General features: G+C 67.2%; 17 protein-coding genes and 1 other RNA gene. 4 read left to right on the top strand and 14 right to left on the bottom strand.

What is annotated here, in order from left to right; genetic code table 11:
- Positions 1 to 110: 110 nt before the first annotated feature.
- The 5 genes from DGN21_RS00825 to DGN21_RS00805 all read right to left on the bottom strand — a co-directional run bounded on the left by DGN21_RS00825 (position 111) and on the right by DGN21_RS00805 (position 5,603).
- The gene (locus tag DGN21_RS00825) at positions 111 to 1,694 is read right to left on the bottom strand and encodes a family 43 glycosylhydrolase (protein WP_065033190.1); all 1,584 of its coding nucleotides are present in this window, start codon (positions 1,692 to 1,694) and stop codon (positions 111 to 113) included.
- A gap of 236 nt (positions 1,695 to 1,930) precedes the next feature.
- A complete protein-coding gene (locus tag DGN21_RS00820; protein WP_016901232.1) occupies positions 1,931 to 3,214 on the bottom strand; it encodes a TRAP transporter large permease in 1,284 nt (427 codons plus the stop codon).
- The gene (locus DGN21_RS00815) at positions 3,214 to 3,735 is read right to left on the bottom strand and encodes a TRAP transporter small permease (protein ID WP_160954997.1); all 522 of its coding nucleotides are present in this window, start codon (positions 3,733 to 3,735) and stop codon (positions 3,214 to 3,216) included. The genes DGN21_RS00820 and DGN21_RS00815 overlap by 1 nt, the downstream gene beginning before the upstream one ends.
- Positions 3,736 to 3,745: 10 nt before the next feature.
- Entirely contained in the window at positions 3,746 to 4,744 is a 999-nt protein-coding gene (locus DGN21_RS00810) for a TRAP transporter substrate-binding protein (RefSeq protein ID WP_126965345.1), read from the bottom strand.
- Between the two features lie 37 nt (positions 4,745 to 4,781).
- Entirely contained in the window at positions 4,782 to 5,603 is an 822-nt protein-coding gene (locus DGN21_RS00805; protein WP_126965346.1) for a 2-keto-4-pentenoate hydratase, read from the bottom strand.
- A 140-nt stretch (positions 5,604 to 5,743) separates the two neighbouring features.
- Here DGN21_RS00805 and DGN21_RS00800 point away from each other — a divergent pair, with 140 nt between their 5' ends.
- The 3 genes from DGN21_RS00800 (at position 5,744) to DGN21_RS00790 (ending at position 9,531) form a co-directional block, all read left to right on the top strand.
- The gene (locus DGN21_RS00800) at positions 5,744 to 6,814 is read left to right on the top strand and encodes an alpha/beta hydrolase (protein WP_160954998.1); all 1,071 of its coding nucleotides are present in this window, start codon (positions 5,744 to 5,746) and stop codon (positions 6,812 to 6,814) included.
- On the top strand, positions 6,811 to 8,433 hold the full coding sequence (locus DGN21_RS00795; protein WP_160954999.1) for a carboxylesterase family protein: 1,623 nt from the start codon (positions 6,811 to 6,813) through the stop codon (positions 8,431 to 8,433). The genes DGN21_RS00800 and DGN21_RS00795 overlap by 4 nt, the downstream gene beginning before the upstream one ends.
- 165 nt (positions 8,434 to 8,598) lie before the next feature.
- Entirely contained in the window at positions 8,599 to 9,531 is a 933-nt protein-coding gene (locus DGN21_RS00790) for a rhamnogalacturonan acetylesterase (protein ID WP_160955000.1), read from the top strand.
- Between the two features lie 83 nt (positions 9,532 to 9,614).
- On the opposite strand, the gene DGN21_RS00785 is transcribed toward DGN21_RS00790, so the two are convergent.
- The 9 genes from DGN21_RS00785 to DGN21_RS00745 form a co-directional block, all read right to left on the bottom strand.
- On the bottom strand, positions 9,615 to 10,763 hold the full coding sequence (locus DGN21_RS00785) for an aldo/keto reductase (protein ID WP_104554675.1): 1,149 nt from the start codon (positions 10,761 to 10,763) through the stop codon (positions 9,615 to 9,617).
- 253 nt (positions 10,764 to 11,016) lie between these two features.
- Positions 11,017 to 11,093, bottom strand: a non-coding RNA gene (locus DGN21_RS00780) — sX9 sRNA.
- Between the two features lie 105 nt (positions 11,094 to 11,198).
- Positions 11,199 to 11,666: a metallophosphoesterase family protein gene (locus DGN21_RS00775; protein WP_065033194.1), complete on the bottom strand. Its 468-nt coding sequence runs from the start codon at positions 11,664 to 11,666 to the stop codon at positions 11,199 to 11,201.
- Positions 11,667 to 11,821: 155 nt separating this feature from the next.
- A complete protein-coding gene (locus DGN21_RS00770) occupies positions 11,822 to 13,387 on the bottom strand; it encodes a PepSY-associated TM helix domain-containing protein (protein ID WP_126965347.1) in 1,566 nt (521 codons plus the stop codon).
- Positions 13,384 to 13,656 carry a hypothetical protein gene (locus tag DGN21_RS00765; protein WP_026064062.1) on the bottom strand — a complete coding sequence of 91 codons (273 nt, stop codon included), beginning with the start codon at positions 13,654 to 13,656 and terminating at the stop codon, positions 13,384 to 13,386. Before DGN21_RS00765 ends, DGN21_RS00770 begins: the two co-directional genes overlap by 4 nt.
- Entirely contained in the window at positions 13,646 to 13,945 is a 300-nt protein-coding gene (locus DGN21_RS00760; RefSeq protein ID WP_054592004.1) for a hypothetical protein, read from the bottom strand. Before DGN21_RS00760 ends, DGN21_RS00765 begins: the two co-directional genes overlap by 11 nt.
- A 389-nt stretch (positions 13,946 to 14,334) precedes the next feature.
- Positions 14,335 to 16,518, bottom strand: a complete 2,184-nt coding sequence (gene glgB, locus DGN21_RS00755; protein WP_039518359.1) for a 1,4-alpha-glucan branching protein GlgB — start codon at positions 16,516 to 16,518, stop codon at positions 14,335 to 14,337.
- Between the two features lie 11 nt (positions 16,519 to 16,529).
- Complete coding sequence (gene treS, locus DGN21_RS00750) at positions 16,530 to 19,880, bottom strand: maltose alpha-D-glucosyltransferase (protein WP_126965348.1); 3,351 nt, start codon at positions 19,878 to 19,880, stop codon at positions 16,530 to 16,532.
- Positions 19,877 to 22,993 carry a maltotransferase domain-containing protein gene (locus DGN21_RS00745; RefSeq protein WP_126965349.1) on the bottom strand — a complete coding sequence of 1,039 codons (3,117 nt, stop codon included), beginning with the start codon at positions 22,991 to 22,993 and terminating at the stop codon, positions 19,877 to 19,879. Before DGN21_RS00745 ends, treS begins: the two co-directional genes overlap by 4 nt.
- A gap of 365 nt (positions 22,994 to 23,358) precedes the next feature.
- On the opposite strand from DGN21_RS00745, the gene DGN21_RS00740 reads away from it, so the two are divergent.
- Positions 23,359 to 23,598, top strand: coding sequence for a hypothetical protein (locus DGN21_RS00740; RefSeq protein WP_126965350.1), 240 nt, complete (start codon positions 23,359 to 23,361; stop codon positions 23,596 to 23,598).
- Positions 23,599 to 23,658: the final 60 nt, after the last annotated feature.

Below are 23,658 nucleotides of genomic sequence, written 5' to 3'. Positions count from 1 at the left end.
ACCGGCCAGACGGCCGGCAGACCTGAGCGAAGCCTGCCGCCACCCCGGACCCGCCGTGCAGGACACGCCGCAGCCGGCAGTGCCGCGGCATGCCCGGCGATGCAGAACGGTCAGTCCAGGGCGCGGTAGCGGAAGTTGCGGAACTCCACCTGGCCCTGCCCGGCGGCATACAGCGCCGGCTTCAAGGCCAGGAACTTGCCGGCCACGTTGTGGTGGTAGCCGGACACTTCCATCTGCACCGGGTACTTGGTCCAGGTGGTGCCGTCGGTGCTGCTGTGGATGGTGACGATGTGGCGGTTGTTGGTGACCCGCAGCCACAGGGTGCCACCGGTCGCACTGGGGGCCAGCGTGCCGGGGCGTTCCTCGCCGTAGCGGTGCATGACGAAGTTCTCGCCATTGCTGCCCACGCCGGCATAGAGCTTGTCGCTGTAGAACAGCAGCGCCCCGCCCTGCCCGCCCGGCGCCACGGTCATCTGCACCTCGAACTGGTAGGCCTGGTCGGTGGCGATCACCGTCAGCGGCGAGGCGTTGCGCGGGGCGCTGCCCTTGCCCTGCAGGCGCAACACACCATCGCCGACCTGCAGCCGCTTGGCCTCGTCGGCGGCGGGGTTGAAGAACGCCCACTGCGGGCCCAGCGTGCTGGCGCGGAAGTCGTCCGACAGCGCCAGCCCGTGCGGCAAGGCCTGCCCACTGGGCTTTTTCAGCGGCGTGCCCAGGTCGCCACCCTTGGCGACGAACCAGCCGTCCGGGGTCCATTCGATCGGGTCCAGCAAGGCCTGCCGGCCCAGCGTCCAGTAGCCGTGTTCGTAGCCGTGGTAGAGCATCCACCAGCGCTGGTCGGTGCCTTCCACCAGCGTGGCGTGGCCGCGCGACCACCACGGCTCGTCAGCGCTCCTGGTGCGGGTGATCGGATTGTTGGGCGCGTTCTGCCAGGGGCCGTGGATCGAGCGCGAACGCGCGGTAATCACCATGTGTCCGGTCGGCGGGCCGGCGGTGCCGCCGACGGCGGTGGTCATGTAGTACCAGCCGTTGTGGCGGGTGATCTTGGGGCCTTCCTGGGCGTAGCCTTCCACGTCCCAGCTTTCCGGGTATTTCCAGCCGTCGTAGACGTGCTTTGGCGTGCCGACCACCTTGAGGCCGTCGTCGGAGAGCTGCACGTAGTCGCCGCCGCTCAGGAACAGATAGCGCTTGCCGTCCTCGCCCACTGCGTGGCCGGGGTCGATGTACTTGCCCAGGCCGATGTCGATCGGCGCGCTCCACGGGCCCTTGATGTTGTCGGCCCAGACCACGAAGTTGCTGCGCTCGCCCTGGTCGCCACGGCGCGCCGGGAAGTAGATGTAATAGCGCTTGCCGTGCTTGATCAGGTCCGGCGCCCAGATCGCGCCGACGTTCTGGGTGATGGCATGGCCCAGCGGCTGCCAGTTGACCAGATCGCGCGAATGCCAGATCGGCAGGCCCGGGTAGGCGTCGAACGAGGACAGCGTGAGGTAGTAGTCCTGCCCGTCCTTGAGTACCGACGGGTCGGGGTGATCGCCAGCCAGCACCGGGTTGAGGAAGGTTCCATTGCCCTGGTCGGCGATGCGCTGGTGTTCGAGGCCGCGCTTCCAGTCGGCCGCGGCAGCGAGCCCGGCACACAGCAGCAGGCCGCCGGCCAGCAGCCAACGCAAACGGGTTGAAGCGATACGCACACGCATGCTTGCTCCTAGTCCCCGCACGGCGGGGCGATGCGACGGCCAGCGCCTGGAGCGTCGGCCGCCTGGATGAAGGCGGAACTACCTGCCAGCAGCCACGCTGGGCAGCGCGCCGCTAACGTCGGCAGGCGTTTGTCGAGCGAGGCGCGGCGTGCGGACATCGCATCGCACGCGCCGTGCAGGCCGCTGCCACGCACCGACGACGCCCACCTGACGGACGCAGTCGGGATCGCGGGCACTTACGCGCGCAGCGCGCGTGGCAACCACAGCGACAGTTCGGGGAAGAACGCCACGATCAGCAGCACACCCAGGGCCGCCAGCCAGAACGGCCAGATGGTGCGCATGCTCTGGGCGATGGTGATCTGCCCGATCGAGGTACCGATGAACAGCACCGAGCCGATCGGCGGGGTGATCAGGCCGATGCCGCCAGCCAGCACCATCACCAGACCGAAATGGATCGGGTCGATGCCGTAGGCCTTGACCACCGGCAGGAAGATCGGCGTGCAGATCAGGATCTTCGGCGCCAGGTCCATGAACATGCCCAGCAGCAACAGCATCACCACGATCATCAGCAGCACCGTGTTCTTGCTGTCGGCGATGGCCTGCAGGAACTTCACCGCCGCCGCCGGCACCTGCAGGTAGGCCAGCAGCCAGCCGAACACCGCAGCGGTGGCGATCACGAACAGGATCACGCCGGTGGTGCGCGCCGCATGCGTCACCGCGGCGAAGAACTCGGCCCACCGTAGCTGCCGATACAGCAGCGCGGTGACGATCAAGGCGTACACCACCGCGATCGCCGCGCTCTCCACCGCGGTGAAGATGCCGGCACGGATACCGATGAAGATCAACGCCACCAGGCCCAGGCCCGGCAACGCGCCGATCAGGCGCAGCGCCACTGCGCGCCAGCCGGGGAACGGCTCGGTGCCGTAGCCGCGATGGCGGGCCACCGCATAGCCGGTGACCATCATCGCCGCGGTCATCAACAGCGCCGGGAAGATACCGGCCGCGAACAGGTCGGCGATCGACAGCCCGCCACCGGCCGCGGCCGAGAACAGGATCAGGTTGTGCGAAGGCGGGACCAGCAACGCCACCAGCGCGGCGGTCATGCTCACATTGACCGCGTAGTCGCGGTCGTAACCGCGCTTGATCATCTGCGGGATCATGGTGCCGCCGACCGCCGAGACGTCGGCGATCGCCGAGCCGGACACGCCGCCGAAGAACAGCGACGACAGCACGCTGACCTGGCCCAGGCCGCCACGCACGCGCCCCACCAGCGAGGAGGCCAGCGCGATCAGGCGTTCTGAGATACCGCCGCGCAGCATCAGTTCGCCGGCGAAGATAAACAACGGGATGGCGATCAACGAGGCCGAGCCGCTGCCAGCGGAAATCTGCTGCACCAGCACCACCGTGGGCAGGTCCAGATACAGCAGCGTGGCCAGTGCGGCCGCGCCCAGCGCATACGCCACCGGCACGCCGATCAGCAGCAGCACCACGAAGGTTCCCAACAACATCGCAATGCCCATCAGCGCACTCCTCCGGCCTGGATCGGGCGCAGCACACGCCACAGCTTGTACAAGGCAAAGATCACCATCAGCGCACCGCCGATCGACAGCGGCAGGTAGTTGATGCTCTGCGGCATCTGCGCGCCGGCCATCTTGATATCCAGGCCATCGAGCAGCAGCGCCGCGCTCCACCACGCCAGCACCGCACCGATGGACATGATCATCAACGGACGGATCAGGTCGAACACCCTGCGCACCAACGGCGGCACGTGTTCGCCCAGCAGGTAGAAGCCGAAGTGGCGGTTGGTATGCACGCCGGCGGCCGCGCCCAGGCTCAGCGCGGTGCTGAGCAACAGCAGCGTCACCGGCTCGGTCCAGCTGGGCGAGTTGTTGAGCACGTAGCGGGTGAACACCTGCCAGCCCTGCACGACCACCAGGCCCAGCAGCGCGATGGATGCCACGCCAACGGCGGTATCGGAAACGCGGTCCAGCGCGCGCTGCAACGGCGCGACCGGGACGGCGACGGTCTCGGGTTCGGTCATCGGGTCACCTCTATGCAAAATCGCGGATGCGGCGGTACAGCGCTTCGATCTCCGGCTGCTTGCGGTATTCGGCCAGCAGCGGCGCGGCGGCGGCGCGGAACGCCGGCATGTCGACCTGATTGAGCTTGACGCCGTAATCGATCACCTGTTTGCGCGCGACGGTCTCCGAGGCATCCCACAGATTGCGCATCACCGGTACCGAGGCGCGTGCCAGTTCCACCACCAGGGCGCGATCGTCCGGGCGCAGCGATTCGAAACTTTGCCGCGACATCACCAGGATGTCCGGCGCATAGGAATGCTCGCTCTGCGACCAGTAATGCGCGGCTTCGAAATGCCGGCTGGACTGGAAGCTGCGCATGTTGTTTTCCGCACCGTCGATCATGTGCGTTTCCATCGCCGAGAACGTCTCGCCCAGCGACATCGGGGTGGGGTTGGCACCCAGCATGCGCATCAGCTTGAGGAAGATGTCCGACGAGGCCACGCGCAGTTTCAGGCCCTTGAGATCTTCCGGGCGGTGCAGCGGGTGCTTGGTGTTGTAGAAGCAACGCGCACCGGAATCGTAGATCGCCAGGCCCACCAGATCGCGCTGCTCGAAGCTGCGCAGCACGCTGTCGCCGACATGGCCGTCGATGGCGCGGCGCAGGTGCGGCACCGAGTCGAACACGTACGGCAGGCACAGCGCCTGGGTCAGCGGAAAGGCGTTGTTCAACGCGCCCGAATACACCCGGGTGATGTCGATGGCGCCAAAGCGCGCCATGTCGATCGCCTCCGACTCGCGGCCCAGCTGGCCGGAGTGGTACTGGCGCAGCTTGAGCCGGCCGTTGCTGCGTTGCTCCAGCTGCTTGCCGAACCACCGCACCGCCTCCACGGTGGGGTAGTCGCCGACATGCACATCGGTGGCGGTCAGCAGCTGCCCGCCGGCAATCGGCGTGGTGGCACGCGCGCCCAGCCAGGGGCCGGCCGCGGCGGCACCGAGCCCGGCACCGAGGAAATGTCTGCGTGTGATCATTGGCGCCCTCCCAAGCGTCTGGTCACTGGGTCCGGCGTTACTTGGCGGACACAGCCGTACAGGAAATGTCGCCGATGCCGGCGAAGCGAATCAGGGCATGCTGTCCCACTTCGATGTCATGGATACCGGTGGCATTGCCCGTGGCGATGAGATCACCGCGCTTGAGCGGACGCCCGCGCCGGGCCGAACGGCTGAGCGCAAATGCGTAGGCCGCGCGCAAGCCGCCCGGCAACGTGGTGGCCCCGCCGGTGCCGACCAGCTGGTCGTCGATCAGGGTTTCGGCGGTCAGCGCGGATTCGTCGCGCGCCAGCCAATCAGTCACTTCCGGCCCCAGGATCAGGCCGTTGTTGTTGCCGAAGTCGGAGATCACCACGCGCGGGCCCAGCTTGTTGATGGTCGCCAGCGGGCTGCTGGCGATTTCCACGCCGATGAACAGCGTGGCCGGCAGCTGCGCCGCCTGGTCAGGAGTGAAGTGGGTCTGGTCGGCCGGCGCGTCCGCGTCCAGGCGCAGCACGTACTCGGCCTCCACCGCACCGAAGCCGCCTTCGTAGATCGGGAATTCGGTTGTTCCACCGGTAGCATTCCAGAGCTTGTGCGAGAAGATCGGGCCCAGCAGGCGCTCGTCGCCCGATGCGTCGCGGCGCTCGGCGGCGATGTAGCCCACCTTCCAGCCGACCACCTGGTCGTCCCACTGGCTGATGGCGATATCCTGCACCTGGTAGGCGGTGAGCAGATCGTCGGGGATCTGCCCTGGAAAGTCCGGCAGCGATGCCCCTGCACGGCGTGCCTCCACAAAGCGCTGGGCGATCTGCGACAGCGAGGATGTGGAGGATGGTGGGGTGGCGGCGTCGTTGCTCAAGGGTGTCTCCCTGATAGGTGTTTTTGTTGCACTGCCAATCGACAGTGGCACGGTGTGCTGTATATGGTAAACCGGTGTCATTGGCAATGTGCAGTGCGGCAAAACTGGCCGCAGCAACGAAGCAACCCTGGGAGGGGTGGATGGAACAGACAAGCCAAACGCGTGTGTTTGCCGCGTTTTCGAACGTCATGCGCCGGTGCATGACGGCGGTGGTGATGGTGGGAGCGCTGCTGGCCACGCCAGTGCTGGCAGCCGAGGTGCCCGGCGCCGATACCGCAGCCGAGCAGGCCAGCCGGATCCTGTTGTGGCCCAAGGGGATGGCACCGGGGGACAAGCCGCTGCCGCAGCCACAGCGCATCATCCAACGCAGCAGCGACCCGGCCCTGCCCGATCGCTACATCCAGCAGATCAGCACGCCGTACCTGGTGGTCTACCGGCCCAAGCGGCCGAACGGCACCGCCCTGCTGGTCACCCCCGGCGGCGGCTACCAGCGCATCGTGCTCGACAACGAGGGCAGCGCACTGGCGCCCAGCTTCGTCGACCAGGCCGGCATTACCCTGTTCGTGCTGCGTTACCGCTTGCCCGGCGAAGGCCACCCGAACGGCGCCGACGTGCCGCTGGCCGATGCACAGCGCGCGCTGCGGCTGATCCGCGCCAACGCCGCCCGCTACGGCATCGACACGCAGCGGGTCGGGGTGATGGGGTTCTCGGCCGGCGGCCATGTCGCCGCCAGCCTGGCCACCCGCTACGCCGCGCAGGTCTACCCCAAGATGGATGCGGCCGATGCACTGAGCGCGCGGCCGGATTTTGCGCTGCTGATCTACCCGGTCATCGACATGGACAGCGCCAACGCGCACCCGGGCTCGCGCGAGCGCCTGCTCGGCAGCAGTCCAGCCGATGCGCAGGTGCGTGCGTATTCGCCGCAACTGCATGTGGATGCACGCACCCCGCCCAGCTTTCTGCTGCATGCGCAGGACGACACCGTGGTGTCGGTGCGCAACAGCCTGCTGATGCACGACGCGCTGTTGCGCGCCGGCGTGCCGAGCGAGCTGCACGTCTTTCCGCAGGGCGGCCATGGCTTTGGCACCGCCAGCGGCAGCGGCCTGACCGTGGCCGCCTGGCCGCAACTGGCGCAGGCCTGGATCGCGCATGTCACCAAGAAGCAGCCGCCGGCTCCTGCATCGGGACCGGCGCAGGACGTGGCGCGATGACAGCGCCGTCCGCGCCCGACGCGCGCCGACGCACGCTGCTGCGTGGCGGCCTGCTCGCCACTGCCGCCGCAGCGCTCCCCGGCTTTGCTGGCGCCGCCGCTCCGCCGCCGCCACGCGACGCCAGCGCGCCGCTGGCATGCGTGCGTGGCGGCGCCTTGCGCGGTCATCGCGACCAGGGCATCTGCGTGTTCAAGGGCATCCCGTACGGCGGCGACACCGCCGCGCGGCGCTTCCAGGCAGCCGTGCCGGAAAATCCATGGCAGGACGTGCGCGATGCCAGCGCCTATGCGGCGGCGGCGCCCCAGCTCAAGGCCAGCGAACCCACCAGCGAGGACTGCCTGTTCCTCAACGTATGGACGCCGGGCCTGCGCGATGGCGGCAAGCGCCCGATCCTGTTCTATATCCACGGCGGCGGCTACACCACCGGCTCCGGCAGCGACCCGTTGTACGACGGCGTACGCCTGTGCAGACGCGGCGATGTGGTGGTGATCACCGTCAATCACCGGCTCAACCTGTTCGGCTACCTGTCGCTGGCGCAGCTGGGCGATGCCGGCTTTGCCGACTCCGGCAATGTCGGGCAGCTGGACCTGATCCAGGCACTGCAATGGGTGCGCCAGCACGCGGGCGAATTCGGCGGCGATGCCGGCAATGTCACCGTGTTCGGCCAGTCCGGTGGCGGCGCCAAGATCGCCACCCTGATGGCGATGCCGGCCGCGCGCGGCCTGTTCCACCGCGCCTGGACCATGAGCGGGCAGCAGGTCACCGTGGCCGGCCCGCGTGCGGCCACGCAGCGCGCGCAGTTGCTGCTGGATGCCTTGAAACTGGCGCCCGGCGAGCTTGCGCGCATCCGCACGCTGCCGGTTGCGCAGCTGCTGGCTGCCGCGCAGCTGCGCGATCCCTCGCGGGTGGAAAACAGCGCGCTGTACTTCGGCCCGGTGCTGGATGCACGCAATGTGCCGGTGCATCCGTTCTGGCCGACCGCGCCACTGCAATCGGCCAGGATTCCGCTGGTGATCGGCAACACCCGCGACGAGACGCGTGCGTTTCTCGGCAACGACGCGAAGAACTTCGCGTTGAGCTGGGACGAGCTGCCGGCCAGGCTGGAAAGCCAGCAGTACGTCGATCTGCTGCCGCAGGTGGTGATTGCCGAATATCGCCGGCTGTATCCGCAGTACTCGCCTTCGGACGTGTTCTTTGCCGCGACCACGGCGGGCCGCTCGTGGCGCGGCGCGGTCGAGGAGGCCGAAGCGCGTGCACGCCAGGGCGCACCGACCTGGGTATATCAGCTGGACTGGGGCTCGCCGCTGGACGGCGGCAAGTTCGGCGCCTTCCACACGCTGGATATCCCGCTGGTCTTCGACACCATTGCGCAGCCCGGCTCGCGCACCGGCAACGGCGCCGCTGCGCAGCGCATGGCCGAGCAGATGAGCGAGGCGCTGCTCGCCTTCGCACGCAGTGGCGACCCGAATCATCGCGGCCTGCCGCGCTGGCGCCAGTACTCGCTGCAGCACCGCGACACGTTGCTGTTCGATGTGCCGAGCCGGATGGACAACGACCCGCGTGGTGGCGAACGGCGGCTCTACCAGCAGGCGCCCTTCATCCAGCGCGGTACGTTCTGAGCGCTTTCGCTCCGGCGGGGCGATCAGCATGTGGTGCGCGGTCGACGCACGGGTGCGAACTTTCCAGACTGGCAGGTCTGCGCAGGACACGCCAATTCCGCAGCGCTGGCCGCCCCCTATTCCGGCGAGCGCGCAGCCGTGGTTCAGTCGTTTTCGAGGTGATGCATGCGTAAGTACTCTGTTGTTGCACCGATGCTGCTGACAGCGCTGGCCGCTGCCTGCCTGACGTGTGCCGATGCGGCCGCTGCCGCGCAGGTCGGTACGCCGCGCGCATCCAGGGCATCGACCACCACCGCCGCTGCGCCCGCGCTTGCCGCCAGCAAGATCGTGCTGGTCGGCGACTCCACCACCGCCGTGCAGGGCGGCTGGGGACCGAGCTTTTGCGCGCAGCATGTGAGCTCGTTTCTGAGCTGCCTCAATCTGGCGCGCGGCGGCCGCAGCACGTCCAACTACCGTGCCGAAGGTTCGTGGGAGATCGCGTTGCACGAGCTGCGCAGCGGCGGGTATCGCCAGGTGTATGTGCTGATCCAGTTCGGCCACAACGATCAACCGGGCAAGCCGGGGCGTTCCACCGACCTGGCGACCGAATTCCCCGCCAACCTGCGCCGCTATGTAGACGAAGCGCGTGCTGCCGGTGCGATTCCGGTGCTGGTCACGCCATTGACGCGGCGGCAGTTCGCGCGCGGTCAGTTGCTGGACGATCTGGCGCCCTGGGCCGAGGCCACGCGCACGCTCGCGCAGGAATTGCAGGTGCCGTTGATCGACCTGCACGCGCGCAGCCGCGCCCTGGTGCAAGGCATGGGCCCGGTGCTGGCAATGCGCCTGGCGCAGCGGCCGGCCGACCCGGAGCAGGTGCTAGCCGCGCAATCGGGCACCACCATCGGCAAGACCCCGGCGCAAACCACATCGACGCCCGCCACGCCTGCTGTCGCCACTGCGCGTGCACAGGACAACGCCAGTGCCGAGCCGATGGGCCAGGCCAAACTGGCATTCGATTACACCCATCTGGGTGCCGAAGGTGCCGATCTGTTCGCGGCGATTGTCGCCGACGAGCTGGCCAGGCAAGTGCCTGCGTTGCGGCCGCTGTTGATTCCGTGATGGGTGAGGTGATGCCTGCAGTGTGACGTGATGCATCGCAAGCGCAGGCGTTTGCGATGCACCCACCACGCGTGAGCCTCAGCTCAGCCCAGCACAGGCACCGGTGCATCCGCTTCGATCACCTGCTCGCGCTTGAGCTCTTCCCATACCGCTGCCGGAATCGCCACGCGCATCGAGGCCGCATTCGCAAGCGCCTGCTCGGCCGTGCGCGCACCCGGAATCACTGCGGACACCACCTTGGGCGCGGCGGCAAACTGCAGCGACACTGTGCGCAGATCCACGCCGTGGCGCTCGCAGATGGCGAGTGCTTTCTGGCGCTTGGCCGGCGCCCATTCCGGCACGGTGCCGTCGTAGAGATATCGCTCGCGCCCGGCCAGATAGCCCGCCAGCAGCGGCGCACCGACCACTACCGACGCGCCATGCTTTGCGATCTTCGGGAAGGTGTCGTGCAGCGCCTGCGCGTGGTCGAGCAGCGAGTACTGGCAGGCCAGCAGGAAGATATCCGGATCGGCCTCCTCGATCGCACGCAGGGCCGGCTCAGGGCGATTGACGCCAAAGCCCCACGCCTTGATCAGGCCCTCCTTGCGCATCTTGGTCAGCTCGGGCATCGCCCCTTTCACCGCTTCGGCAAAGCGCTGTTCCCACGGCATCCCCAGGTCTTTCTCGTTCTCCGGTGACAGGTCGTGGATGTAGGCGATATCGATCTGCGACACGCCCAGGCGCTGCAGGCTGTCTTCGATCGAGCGACGCACGCCGGAGGCGCTGTAGTCGTAGCGGTAGTCGAAGGGCGACGGCTGCTGCCACATCGTCTTCGGCGGTTTGTCGGTAGCGGTCAGCAGGCGCCCGACCTTGGTCGACAGCACGTAGTCGTCTGCAGCGTGATTGTGCAGGTGGTGGCCGGTACGGCGCTCGGACAGGCCCAGGCCGTACCACGGTGAGGTATCGAAATACCGCACGCCCGACTCCCACGCCGCAGCCAGGGTCGCTTCGCTTTGCGCATCGCTGGTCGGCGCAAAGCCATTGCCGATCGCCACGCCACCAAAGCCCAGTCGACTCGAGGGCCGATAGCGTGCGCCCTTGCTTGCGGGATTGGTCGGCAATGCGGATGCGGCGGCCTTGCCGCGCGTGGGCATCACGCTGCCCGGTGCGGAAGTCTGTGCCAACAACGGGGCGGCGGCCAATGCCGCGGTGCCGGCAGCGGCGGCGGAGAGGAACTGGCGACGGGTATTCATGGGGAAAATCCTTGCAGCGACTCGATGCACAAGGATGGTCCCGCCTGCGTGCAGACAAGGTCAGCGCAGGGGTCGCGAGCGTACACATGCAGGCAACGAACGACTCACGGGCAGGTTTGGACAAGCAGGCACGTCAGCACAGGTTGTCGGCGGTCGGTGCTGGCGGTCATCGCATGCACCGCATGCTCACGACATGCGGAAGTGGCAGGTGTACCGGGCCGATGTACTTCGGCGCGTGGCATTGCCTAAGAGTGGCCAACACAGCGTCGCGAGCGGTGGTCAGATGTGTGCGGACGGCACGCTAAGAACCGGGGAGTACGCGTGGTACACGCCGATTCCGAGCAGCGACCGCGCACGCATGACGGCTGTGCAGTCGTTTTTTGCTGGCCGCTCCAGATCCCTGCACACGTCTCTGTTGCACGGATCCAACTTCCGTCAGCGTATTTCCAGCAGTTGCAGCTGCGCACGCGGCGGGCCATCGCCCAGCCACAGCGTGCCCACACTGATCGGCAAGCTGAAGCGACGCGGACCGGCGCTGCCCGGATTGATGTACAGCACACCGTCGTGCGTGTGTATCGACGGCTTGTGCGAATGCCCGCTGATGATCACATCGGCAGCAACATCCGCTGCCAGCGTTTTCAGATCGTGCAACACATGGATGCGCACGCCTGCGATCAGCAGATCCAGCGTTTGCGGAAGCTGCGCTGCCCAGGGCTTGTTATCAATATTGCCGGCGATCGCATGTAACGGTGCCAGCGCCTGCAGCGCGGCGAGGATATCCGGCTTGCCCACATCGCCGGCATGGATGATCGCCGCGCAGCCCTGCAACGCAGCCACGGCCTCGGGCCGCAGCACGCCGTGCGTGTCGGAGATCAGGCCAATGCGTAAGACGGCAGCCGTCATCGGGTGTGGGTAAAGGTGGCGGGCGATCAGGATGCACTGCCCGGCGAGGCCGTCGCGTCAACGGGCCAGGTCTCGGGGCCAGCCGCATGGTCAGCGACAAGTGCTCCGCCGCAGCTGATGCCCGGCACACCGTAGCGTGCCAGGCATCAATCACGTCAGTGCGTCGACTCAGCGCGTTGCGCGCGCTTCCACGCCCAGACGCTGTTGGGATCGCCCTGCAGCCCGCGCCGCCTGCTCGCACGCGCCAGTTGCCAGTACGCCCATGCCAACACCAAGGCGATCAGATCCACGACCAGCACCGTCGCGTCCTGCCACGGCAGCACCAGGCCATGTGCCGAAACACAGCTGGCCAGCGGAATCAGCGCCGTGAGGACAGCGCAGGCCAGCAACGCCTCGTACGCACCACGTGCGGTGGGGCGGACCAGCGCCCACACCAGCACGGCCGCAAAGACCGCGTAATAGACATAACGCTCCTGTCCTTGCGCAAGCAAGCGTGCGACGATGAACAAGGCCGAGATGCCGGCGACGCTGCCCAGGCAGACGCCGATGGTCAGGCGCGCCATCGCGTGGGTGCGGCGCGGTTGATCCAGCAACCGACGCTTGCGGCGTGTCTCGATCCACAGCAGGTTGCCGCTGTAGAACAGGAACGCACCGCCCAACCCGAGCAGGAAATACAGCCACTGCACCGGCGCATGCCCAAAGTTGCCGAAGTGCAGCCCTTGCAGCCCGCGCAAGGCGGAGGTGCCTGGTGACATCGTCCTTGGTTCGAGCACGCGCAGGACCTGGCCGGTTGCCGCGTCCAATGCCACGCCACCGAGTGTGTTGAGGCGGCGCTGATCGTTGTGGCCATACACTTCCGCGCGTGCATGGGCATCGCCTGCATCATGGAACCCGATGCTCTCCGGTACCAAGCCCGGGCTGGCTGCGCGCGCCTTGTCCAGCAGCACCGCAACCGGCAACACCGGCGCCGCACGCCTGGCAGGTTGCACATGCGGGGTGAGTTCGAACTCCGGTGCCAGGATCTGCATCAGCTTGCCGTCGAACACCAGGAACTGGAATGGCGCCAGCAACAGCACGCCCAGGCACAACACCGCGCCGGACCAGGCAAAGATCACATGGAACGGCAGCGACAACATGCCGACCACATTGTGCGCGTCCTGCCACAGGCGCTTGAGGTTGTGCCCCGGCCGCAGCGCGAACAGGTCCTTGAAGAACACCGGCGCGTACAGCACCACCCCGCTGAGCAACGCCAGCCCGTACAGCACGCTCACCACACCGAACAGATAGGTGCCGAACACGCGTGGCAGGCCGGCGGTGAAGTGCAGGTCGTAGAGGAAATCGGCAAAGCCCACGCGCTGCGGCAATTCCAGCAGGCGGCCATCGGCGGCCTGTTGATACTGCCGCATGCCGCCACTGGCCTCGGCCTGCGGCCCATACCAGTACAGCCGCGGAGTCGGCCCGTGCTCGCCGGGCAGCAGCACCAGGAAGGATTCGGCCACCTGCGGATGCCGGGCGATCACCGTATCCAGCAAGGTCTGCGCGGCGGCGACAGGATCTGCCGGCGCACGCTGTGTGACAGGCGGCGTGGCCTGCCAGCCGCTCAATTCATGCGTGAACACGGTGATGGCGCCGGCGTAGAAGGCGATGAACAAGGCCATGCCCGCCAACAGACCCATCCAGCTGTGGACCGACAGAAACGCGCGCAAGGTCGATGCTTTCATGCGCCCAACTCCGTCCAGCCCAATGCCTTGATGCCTGCAAGCGCGAGGTAGCACAGCAGCGTCAGCCCGCCGAGCACGGCCCAGGCGCGCGATGCGCGACGGAACACGAACGGCAGCGCCATCGCACCCACCCAGGCCGGAAACATCAGCAGCAGCCATGCCAGCGTGTAACTCTGCTGCGGCCCCGGCAGCAACAGGGCGCACAGGCCGACCACGCCGACCGCCAGCGGCAGGCCCAGCACCACTGCGGCCAGCCACCTAGCCCACATGGCGCACCTGCCTGCGTTGCGTGCGCGCCTGCCGCCAGGCATCCAGATAGGGCAGCGCCACCGCCACCAGCATCAGCGCCGTCACTGCGGCGAAGATGCCGGCCCAGGTGCCCAAGGCCTGCATGGCGCAGCCCAGCGATAGCAGCAGTAATGCGCTGGCGCCGATGCGTAGCGCGCGTGCGGACAGCCGGCGCTGCGGCCACAGGCGTTGATGCCGTGTTGCCAGATAGAACGCCAGCGCCGACGCCGCAGCGCCGAGCAGATAACACCAGGTCATCAAACCGCTCATGCCTGCGCCTGCGCCGAAGCGGAGAACGGCAACACACCGAGCTGCGCTGGCCACATGCCGCCACCTTGCGCGCCGACACACGGAGAACGTGCAGGCCGCACCAGTGCATGCGCGCATCCAGCGATGCGCACACCATGGATAAACGGCTCAACCATCGAAGAAACCACAGCCATCAAAACGCCCACGCACAACACTCCCGTACACACGGTCGACGGAAGGCATGGCGGCGGCTGTGCCCGGCAGCCCTCTCCGGGCCGCCTACGTAGCGGGTGGCACCCCGGCTGCACCGCCCGGTGGGGCGCGCGCAGCGAGGTGTTGGCCGCTCTACGGCGCGCAATCTAACAGGTGCTACAGCGCCGGACCAGCGGTCCGGCGCTGTGTGTGCTGCATCAGCCCTGCGGCGTCAGCACGATGACGCCCAGCGGCGGCAGCAACAGCGGCAGGGATTGCGCATGGCCGTGCATGGACTGCTGCTCGGCGCTCACCACACCGCCATTGCCCAGGTTCGCGCCGCCGTAGATGCCGGCATCGCTATTGAACACCTCACGCCACTGGCCGCCTTGCGGCACGCCGATGCGGTAGCCGTGCTGCACGATCGGGGTGAAGTTGATCACCACCAGCACCGGCGCATCGCCGCGCTTTGCCTTGCGCAGGAACGCCACCACGCTATTGGCCGCGTCATCGCCGACCACCCACGCAAACCCGGCCGGGTCATCGTCCTGCGCGTGCAGCGCGGGGTATTCGACATACAGCCGATTCAGATCGCGCACCAGGGTCTGCACGCCGCGATGGCGCGGGTCATCCAGCAGATGCCAGGGAATGCCGCCGTCGTGGTTCCACTCGGTGGGCTGGCCGAATTCGCAGCCCATGAACAGCAACTTGCGCCCCGGGTGGGTGAACATGTAACCCAGGTAGGCGCGCAGGTTGGCGAACCGCTGCCAGTCGTCGCCCGGCATGCGGCCGAGCAACGAGCCCTTGCCGTGCACCACTTCGTCGTGCGAGATCGGCAGCACGAAGCGCTCCGAATACGCATAGACCATGCTGAAGGTCAGCTCGCCATGGTGGTAACGGCGGTAGATCGGATCCAGCGCCGCGTAATGCAGGGTGTCGTGCATCCAGCCCATGTTCCACTTGTAGTGGAAGCCCAGGCCGCCGTGCGCCACATCGGCAGTGACGCCGGGGAACGCGGTGGATTCCTCGGCAATCATCACCGCACCCGGGGTGTGCTCGCGCACCACCTCGTTGAGCCGGCGCAGGAAGGCGATGGTCTCGTAGTTCTCGCGCCCGCCGTGGATGTTGGGCACCCACTCGCCGGCATTGCGGCTGTAATCGCGGTACAGCATCGAGGCCACCGCATCCACGCGCAGGCCGTCGACGTGGAAGCGCTGCAGGAACTCCAGCGCACTGGCGATCAGGAACCCGGACACCTCGCGCCGCCCGTGGTTGTAGATCAGCGTATTCCAGTCGCGGTGGAAGCCTTCGCGCGGGTCGGCATGTTCGTACAGCGCGGTGCCGTCGAAATGCGCCAGGCCGTGGGCGTCGGTGGGGAAATGCGCCGGTACCCAGTCGACGATCACGCCGATGCCTTCGCGGTGGCAGCGATCGACGAAGCGGGCAAAGCCATCCGGCGAGCCGAAGCGCGCGGTCGGCGCGAACAGGCCCAGCGGCTGATAACCCCACGAGCCGCCGAACGGATGCTCGGTCACCGGCATTAGCTCGACATGGGTGAAGCCCATATCGGCCACATACGGAATCAAGCGGTCGGCCAGGCCATCCCAGTCCAGGTCCACGCCTTCCTCGCGCAACCAGGAGCCGGCATGAATCTCGTAGATGCTCATCGGTGCGTCGTGCGCCTGCCGGCGCGCACGCGTGGCCATCCAGCCGTCATCGCTCCACTGATGCGGGGTGGGGTCGGCCACGATGGAGGCGGTGCCCGGCGCCAGCTCGGCACGCCGCGCCACCGGGTCGGCCTTCGCCGGCAACTCGTTCCCATGCGGGCCGCGCAGCTGGTACTTGTAATGCGCCCCCGGGCCGACGTCGGGCACGAACAGCTCCCACACGCCGGACTGGTGCCGCAGCCGCATCGGATGCCGGCGCGCGTCCCAACTGTTGAAATCGCCCACCACCGCCACGCGCGTGGCATTGGGCGCCCACACCGCAAAGCGCGTGCCGCGTACGCCATCGACTTCGATCGCGTTGGCGCCGAGTGCATCGGCCAATTGCAGATGATGGCCTTCGCTGATCAGGTGCAGATCGAAGTCGCTGAGTTGCGGGCCGAACGCATACGGGTCGGCGGTGTCCTGCTCGCCGCCGGGCCAGCCGATGCGCAGGCGGTATCCGCCCTGCGCCGGCAACGCGCCGGCGAACAGGCCTGGCTCCGGGCCTGCCTCCAGCGCGATGACCTGGCCATCGTCGAGCACGGCATTGACGTAGTTGGCACCCGGTTGATAGGTGCGCAGCAGCCGACCGCTGTCGGTCGGGTGCGCGCCCAGGATGGCGAATGCGTCGCCATGGCGTGCCTCGGCCAGGGCGCGGGTTGCGCCGGGATCCCATCGATTGGTCACTGCTGTCATCACTCCACTCATCATGTGTCTCCCGCACCAGCGCGCGCGCGGTGCAGGATGCGTCGCAAGCCCTCGATCGGCACCATCAGCCAGCCCGGGCGGTTGGCAGCCTCGTAACGCACCTCGTAACAGGCCTTCTCCACCAGGAACAGCAAGGTGGCCGCGTTGAACGCTGCCGGTGCGATCCACGGGTGCGTACTGGCATCGAGCACGGCATGGTACGCGTCCAGAAACGCCTGTGTGGAACGGCGGCGGAACTGCACCAGGAACTCGTCCAGATGCGTGTCCACGCCCACGCCCGCACGGGCGGCGGTGCCTTCCTCGCCACGCGCCGACACTTCGCTAGCGTAATCGAGCGAGCGCAGGAAGCCGGCCACATCGCGCAGCGGGCTGGCCTTGGCGCGCCGCTCGGACAGCGGCTTGGCCGGCTCGCCTTCGAAGTCGATCAGCACCACATCGTCGAAGGCCACCAGGATCTGGCCCAGGTGGAAGTCGCCGTGCACGCGGGTCAGCAAGGAGTCGGCCAGCACGCTCGGTGCCTGGGCGAGCAAGGCATCCAGCTGCGGGCGCTCGGCCAGCACCGCCTGCAGCGCTTCGCGCTCGGTGGCATCGTCGCTGCCGGCCAGGCGTGCATTGACGGTGTCCCACATCTCTTCGACCTGGCGTGCGACGCCAGCCACCACATCGTTGGCGGTGGGCAGGTCGATGCGCTGCGGGACGAAGTCGGCATCGTCAGTGTCGCGCGACAAGGCCTCGTGCAACTCGGCCAGGCGCTTGCCGACCACCGCGGCAAAGGCATCGTAGCCGGCGATGGCTTCGGCACGCGATTCGTCGGTCTGCGCGGTGGCGTACTCGTCGAAGCTGCGTGCCAGATGGTCCAGCGTCCAGCGCCAGGCATCGCCCTGGTTGCGGATGAAGCCCTGCAGCAGCGCGATCGTGGTGATGGTGCCCTGCGCATCGATACGGCTGACGCTGCCCAGCAAGGGCGCGGCGTTGGCGTAGCCCATCTCGGTCAGGCGACGGCCGATCTCGATCTCCGGGTTGGCACCGTTGGCCACGTGCCGCAGCAGCTTGAACACCGCCTTGTCGGCCACCACCAGCGAACTGTTGCTCTGCTCGGCCGACAGCCAGCGGATCTCCGGATCCTGCGGTATTTCCAGCGTGGCCAGCGCCGGTGTCGCCTCGAAGCGCACCTGCCCCTGCTGCGAGGCATCGTCGCCATCGCAGAACTCCAGCGCGGCGTTGTCGCGCAAGGCGTCGATCACCCCGCGCACCATCGGCTTGAGCGCGAAGGCATCGGTGAGGTAACCCACCTCGCGGCCCTGGCGCACGCGGGCCAGCGCAAGCTGCTCGGCCAGGGTGCTGGGCTGGTCGCGCTCCCACACGATGCCGACCGGCAACATGTAGCTCTCGTGGTGGCCGTCTTCCAGCTCCACTTCCAGCTCCAGCAGGCTCATCGGCTCGGCGCCCGGCAGCGGCGTACGGCGCGAGATGCGCACGTGCTTGAGTGCCTGGTCCTTGGCAGAGAACCAGCGCCGTGCCGACAACCAGGCCGGCAGGATCTCCGCTTCCAGCGTGGGCAGATGCGGCAGCAGCGCATTGCTCTCGTCGGTGTCGCTGCGCAACACCAGCGTGCGGTAGTCCGGCAACGGCACCGGGCTTGGCACATGCCAGTCCGGCAAGGTGCCTTCGCTGACCAGCTGGAATGCGTAGAAGCCGAACGGCGGCACGGTGAGCAGATAGGTCAGCCGCCCGACCGGCGGGAAACTGCCGCCGCCGATGATGTCCACCGGTACGCGGCCCTCGAACTCGGACAGGTCCAGCTCCACCGCCTGCAGCGTATGCGACAGGTTGGCCACGCACAGCACCGTCTCGTCCTGGTAGCACCGCAGATAGGCCAGCATGCGGCGGTTGCCCGGATACAGAAAGCGCAGGCTGCCGCGGCCGAAGGCCTGGTAGCGCTTGCGCACGCTGAGCACGCGGCGGGTCCAGGTCAGCAGCGAATGCTGGTCGCGGATCTGCGCTTCCACATTCACTGCCTGGAAGCCGTACAACGGGTCCATCACCGGCGGCAGCACCAGCTGCGCCGGGTCGGCGCGCGAGAAGCCGCCATTGCGGTCGATCGACCACTGCATCGGCGTGCGCACGCCATCGCGGTCGCCCAGATGGATGTTGTCGCCCATGCCGATCTCGTCGCCGTAGTACAGCACCGGCGTGCCGGGCATGGTCAGCAACAGGGAGGTCATCAGCTCGATGCGGCGGCGGTCGCGCTCCAGCAGCGGCGCCAACCGGCGCCGGATGCCGAGATTGATGCGTGCGCGGCGGTCGGCGGCATAAGTCTGCCACAGGTAATCGCGCTCCGAGTCGGTGACCATTTCCAGCGTCAACTCATCGTGGTTGCGCAGGAAGATCGCCCACTGGCAGCTCTCCGGAATTTCCGGGGTCTGGCGCATGATGTCGGTGATCGGGAAGCGGTCTTCGCGTGCGATCGCCATATACATGCGCGGCATCAGCGGGAAGTGGAACGCCATATGGCATTCGTCGGCGTTCTGGCCGAAGTACTGCTGGGTGTCTTCCGGCCACATGTTGGCCTCGGCCAGCAGCATGCGGTCCGGGTACTCGGCATCCAGCGTGGCGCGGATCTTGCGCAGGATCGCGTGGGTTTCCGGCAGGTTCTCGTTGGAGGTGCCGGAGCGCTCGATCAGGTACGGCACCGCATCCAGACGCAGGCCGTCCACACCGCGGTCCAGCCAAAAGCGCATCACTTCCAGCACCGCTTCCAGCACCGCAGGGTTGTCGAAGTTCAGGTCCGGCTGGTGCGAATAGAAGCGGTGCCAGAAGTACTGCCCGGCCACCGGATCCCAGGTCCAGTTAGATTTTTCGGTATCGCAGAAAATGATCCGCGTGCCTTCGTATTCCTGGTCGGTGTCCGACCACACATAGAAGTCGCGCTCCGGCGAACCGGCCGGCGCGTTGCGTGCGCGCTGGAACCACGGGTGCTGATCGGAAGTATGGTTGATCACCAGCTCGGTGACGATGCGGATGCCGCGTGCATGCGCCTGCGCCACCAGCTGCTCGAAGTCTTCGATGCTGCCGTAGTCCGGATGCACCGCCATGTATTCGGCGATGTCGTAGCCGTCGTCGCGGCGCGGGCTGGGGTAGAACGGCAGCAGCCAGATGGTGTCCACGCCGAGTTCGGCGATGTAGTCCAGCTTGGAAATCAGCCCCGGGAAATCGCCGATGCCATCGTCGTTGGAGTCGAAGAACGACTTGACGTGCACCTGATAGATGATCGCGTCCTTGTACCAAAGCTGGTCTGCAACCACCGCGGACTGTTCCGCGTCGGCTTGTAACGATGGGACTGCATTCATGCGACCTCTCCTGCGCGGATGCGCCATAACGCGAACGGCCGCGTCGCCTCTAAACGGATGTGTTGCTGTTTTCCCTGCCAAGTGAAGCGATGGCCGTCCCACAGGTCGTCCACCGCCACGCTGGCGTGATCGGGCAGGCCCAACTCCCACAATGGCACTTCGATTGCGGCGTCCTGCGCAGCGTTGGGGTCCAGGTTGATCGCCACCAACACCATGCTGCGGCTGCGCGACAGGTAGCCGGCATCCAGGAACTTGCCGAAGTACAGCACCTGGTCGTTGTGCGCCTGGTAGAAGCGCGTGCCCAGGTGCGACTGCAGCTCCGGGTGCATGCGGCGCAGCTGGTTGAAGCGGGTGATCTCATCGACGATGTCGCCGGGCGCACGCTCGGGCCAGGCGCGCAGCTGGAACTTCTCCGAGTCCAGATATTCTTCCTTGCCCGGCGCCAATGGCGTGGCCTCGCACAGTTCGAAGCCCTGATACATGCCCCATAGCCCCGACAGCGTGGTCGCCAGCGCGGCGCGGATCAGATGCCCGTTGCGCCCACTGGTCTGCAGGAACAGCGGATTGATGTCCGGCGTGTTGACGAAGAAATGCGGACGGAAGCACTCGCGCGGCACACCCTGGTTCAACTCGTCCACATACTCCTGCAGCTCGTGCTTGTGGTTGCGCCAGGTGAAGTAGGTATAGGACTGCGAGAAACCGCACTTGGCCAGGCGGTACATCATCTTCGGCCGGGTAAAGGCCTCCGACAGGAACACCACATCCGGCCGGCGCCCGCGGATATCGGCAATCAACCACTCCCAGAACGGGAACGGTTTGGTATGCGGGTTGTCGACGCGGAACAGCGTCACGCCCTCGTTAACCCAGAAAAGCACCGCATCGCGCAGCGTGTTCCACAGATCCGGCACCGCACCGCTGGCATAGAAGTCGACGTTGACGATGTCCTGGTATTTCTTCGGCGGGTTCTCCGCATACGGAATCGAGCCATCCGCGCGCCAGGTGAACCAGTCCTTGTGGTCCTTCAACCACGGGTGATCCGGCGCGCACTGGATGGCGAAGTCCAGCGCCACTTCCAGCCCATGCGCACGTGCGGCCTGGATCAAGCGGCGGAAGCCCTCAAGCCCGCCGAGCTCGGCATGCACCTCGGTGTGCCCGCCGTCGGCCGCGCCGATCGCATACGGGCTGCCCGGCTCGCCGTCGACCGCAGTGACAGAGTTGTTGCGGCCCTTGCGGTTCTTCGCGCCGATCGGATGGATCGGCGGCATGTACAGCACGTCGAAGTTCATCGCGCGGATATGCGCCAGCCGCTTGATCACATCGTCGAAGGTGCCGTGTTGCTGCGGATCGCCGCTTTGCGAGCGCGGGAACAATTCGTACCAGCTGGCGAAATGCGCCGCGCGCCGCTCGGACTCCACCCGGAAGGTCACCGGCGTCTCGGAGCGGAACGGCTTGTCGTCGGCCGCTGCCATTGCCTGCGCGGTATCCGGCTCCAGCACAATCGCCAGCTGCTGCAGCGGCTCGCTCTGCGCACCGATGCGGGTGAGGACGGCCTGCAGGCGCTCGGCCAAGGCACCGCTGCTGCGTGCATGCGCGGCCTGCACCACGGCCACCGCTTCCTGCACGTCCACCGGCAGCACCGTGTTGGCGGCGCGCTTCTTTTCCAGATCCGCATGCAAGGTGGCGAACACATCGCGCCAGCCTTCCACCCGGAACTCATAGGTGCCGATGCGCTCCAGCGGGAACTCCGCACGCCAGCGATCGTTGCCCAACGCACGCATCGGCGCGCTGGCCCAGGTCTTGGCATCGGCCGGGCGCCACAGCACCGCCACTGCGATACGGTCGTGCCCATCGCAGAACGCATCGGCTTCCACGCAGATACGGTCGCCCACGGTGCGCTTGACCGGGAAGCGGCCGTTATCGACCGACGGGGTCACCGACTCGATGCACACGCGCGGCCAGGCGGCCGCGGTCTGCGGGCGCGGGCGCATGCGCGGCACCGCCAGCACGTGCCGGGCCGGCACGCTGCGATAGACCCGCACCTCGCCCGGCTCCAATGCTTCCAGCGTCGCGCCGGAGAGCGTGCTGCCGTCCTCGCCCACCAGCGCTTCGGCATCGCCGAGCAGGCGCAGCAGATCCGGCGCCGGGACCGGCACCACATGATCGGCATCGCCGTTGATCAACAGCAGCGACGGCAAGCCGCCCAGCGGCTCGATCGCCACCGCCGTCAGGCCGGTGCCCTCGCGCAGCAGCGGACGCAACCGCAAGCCGGCACTGCTGGGCGGCACGCCATCGCGGGCCCTGATCGACAAGGGCAACGTCTCCAGCTGGGTCTCGTCCAGCAGCCACGCACCGCCCAGCGCCTGGGCCAGTTGCCAGTGCTGCCCGGCAGTGGCCACACGTTTGCCATCGGGCGCACCCACCACTGCGACAACCTGCGACGCCAACGCGCGCAGCGCCGTGTCTTCGTCGAAGAACCAGCTGCCGCGGCCGTCCCACCATGCGAGCGAGGAGAACGCCACATCGAATCCGGCACCGGCCAGCTGCTGCAAGGCTTCGATGCCCAGGCCCGGCGTCCATGCCGCAAACACCACCTCCGGTGCCTGCGCATGCACGCGCGCGATCAGCTCGCGCCAGCGCTGCGCCGGCACCTGCTGCGGCTGCAACAGGCGGAAGCCGGCCACGCCCTGCGAGGCCCAGTCCAGCAAGCGCGCGCTCCACCACTCCACCAGCGCCGCACCTTCCTGCGCATAGGTAAAGCGCGCCTCGGCCACTTCGGGCGTGGCGCGCGGCTGGCGCGGGTCCGGCACCGCCGTGCTGCGTGCCCGGAACCACTGCGGGTTGTCGCGCACCACGGCGCTGGCACCGCCCACTTCATCCAGGCGCACATCGAGCAGCAGCTTCACGCCGGCCCGGTGCGCGACCTGCACCACCTCGCGCAGACGCTGCGCGTCTTCCTCGCCGGTGGTGGCGACCTCGCTCAGCCGGCCTTCGGCGTCGCGTGCAAACGGCGGCGCGAGCACGACATGGTCAAAGCCGGCCTCACGCGCCGACCTGCAGCGCTGCTCCAGCCCGGCCTGCTCGCCGGTTGCCTCATTGAGAACACAGATCCGCATGGCGCCCCCTCAGCAGACCACGGCGCGCGCACGCACCGTGACGAAGGAAACGACGCGGGCCGACCCACCCCGCAGATCCGCCGGCGCTCGGTCACGACGCACCAGTCCAACTCCCGTCCGGATCGACCCCTGCCTACTCAAGGCCTGGTCGACCCTTCCTACCGTGACTGCACTCATGCGCAACTCCGCAACGATTCTTGACCCATGCAGTCAAGCACCCCCACTGCGAATTTCATGTGTCGGTGGAATTGACGAAAATCAAACAAGCCCGGCTGTGGTGAGGGCTCAGGCAGCGCTGGCCAACTCCCAAGGGTTGTAGGCTATGGCCTCAACCTGCAGGGAGAGCAAGGATGCGGAGCTACGTCATGGCAGCGCTGCTGGCCATCACCACAATTGCAACGGCAAAGGATCAGAGGCTGAGCCCGAGCCGTGCCGGAGAGATCGTAGGGCTTTGGCAACACGTCAGCGTCAACGACGACATCGTCAAGGAGGACTACGCCGGCTTCGTCCAGGTCGTCGACCTGGACAAGGATGGAGTCGATGAGATCGTCTATCTGAGTTCTTCGTATTGCTCGGGTGTCAGAACCTTCGATCGTTGCCGCTGAGCATAAGGTCGGTTGCCATCACGTTTACGGCAACGCGACGTGGGCTCGAACGCATTGCCA

It is taken from the genome of Xanthomonas sp. MLO165 (genome assembly GCF_018831305.1).
Classification (GTDB): Bacteria; Pseudomonadota; Gammaproteobacteria; order Xanthomonadales; family Xanthomonadaceae; genus Xanthomonas; species Xanthomonas arboricola.
This window is presented reverse-complemented; position numbering and strand designations above follow the sequence as displayed.

What these genes read in the sequence shown, in the direction of transcription:
- DGN21_RS00825 (WP_065033190.1), bottom strand. Translation starts at nt 1,694, where the DNA reads ATGCGTGTGCGTATCGCTTCAACCCGTTTGCGTTGGCTGCTGGCCGGC.
- DGN21_RS00820 (WP_016901232.1), bottom strand. Translation starts at nt 3,214, where the DNA reads ATGGGCATTGCGATGTTGTTGGGAACCTTCGTGGTGCTGCTGCTGATC.
- DGN21_RS00815 (WP_160954997.1), bottom strand. Translation starts at nt 3,735, where the DNA reads ATGACCGAACCCGAGACCGTCGCCGTCCCGGTCGCGCCGTTGCAGCGC.
- DGN21_RS00810 (WP_126965345.1), bottom strand. Translation starts at nt 4,744, where the DNA reads ATGATCACACGCAGACATTTCCTCGGTGCCGGGCTCGGTGCCGCCGCG.
- DGN21_RS00800 (WP_160954998.1), top strand. Translation starts at nt 5,744, where the DNA reads ATGGAACAGACAAGCCAAACGCGTGTGTTTGCCGCGTTTTCGAACGTC.
- DGN21_RS00795 (WP_160954999.1), top strand. Translation starts at nt 6,811, where the DNA reads ATGACAGCGCCGTCCGCGCCCGACGCGCGCCGACGCACGCTGCTGCGT.
- DGN21_RS00790 (WP_160955000.1), top strand. Translation starts at nt 8,599, where the DNA reads ATGCGTAAGTACTCTGTTGTTGCACCGATGCTGCTGACAGCGCTGGCC.
- DGN21_RS00785 (WP_104554675.1), bottom strand. Translation starts at nt 10,763, where the DNA reads ATGAATACCCGTCGCCAGTTCCTCTCCGCCGCCGCTGCCGGCACCGCG.
- DGN21_RS00775 (WP_065033194.1), bottom strand. Translation starts at nt 11,666, where the DNA reads ATGACGGCTGCCGTCTTACGCATTGGCCTGATCTCCGACACGCACGGC.
- DGN21_RS00770 (WP_126965347.1), bottom strand. Translation starts at nt 13,387, where the DNA reads ATGAAAGCATCGACCTTGCGCGCGTTTCTGTCGGTCCACAGCTGGATG.
- DGN21_RS00765 (WP_026064062.1), bottom strand. Translation starts at nt 13,656, where the DNA reads ATGTGGGCTAGGTGGCTGGCCGCAGTGGTGCTGGGCCTGCCGCTGGCG.
- DGN21_RS00760 (WP_054592004.1), bottom strand. Translation starts at nt 13,945, where the DNA reads ATGAGCGGTTTGATGACCTGGTGTTATCTGCTCGGCGCTGCGGCGTCG.
- glgB (WP_039518359.1), bottom strand. Translation starts at nt 16,518, where the DNA reads ATGACAGCAGTGACCAATCGATGGGATCCCGGCGCAACCCGCGCCCTG.
- treS (WP_126965348.1), bottom strand. Translation starts at nt 19,880, where the DNA reads ATGAATGCAGTCCCATCGTTACAAGCCGACGCGGAACAGTCCGCGGTG.
- DGN21_RS00745 (WP_126965349.1), bottom strand. Translation starts at nt 22,993, where the DNA reads ATGCGGATCTGTGTTCTCAATGAGGCAACCGGCGAGCAGGCCGGGCTG.
- DGN21_RS00740 (WP_126965350.1), top strand. Translation starts at nt 23,359, where the DNA reads ATGGCAGCGCTGCTGGCCATCACCACAATTGCAACGGCAAAGGATCAG.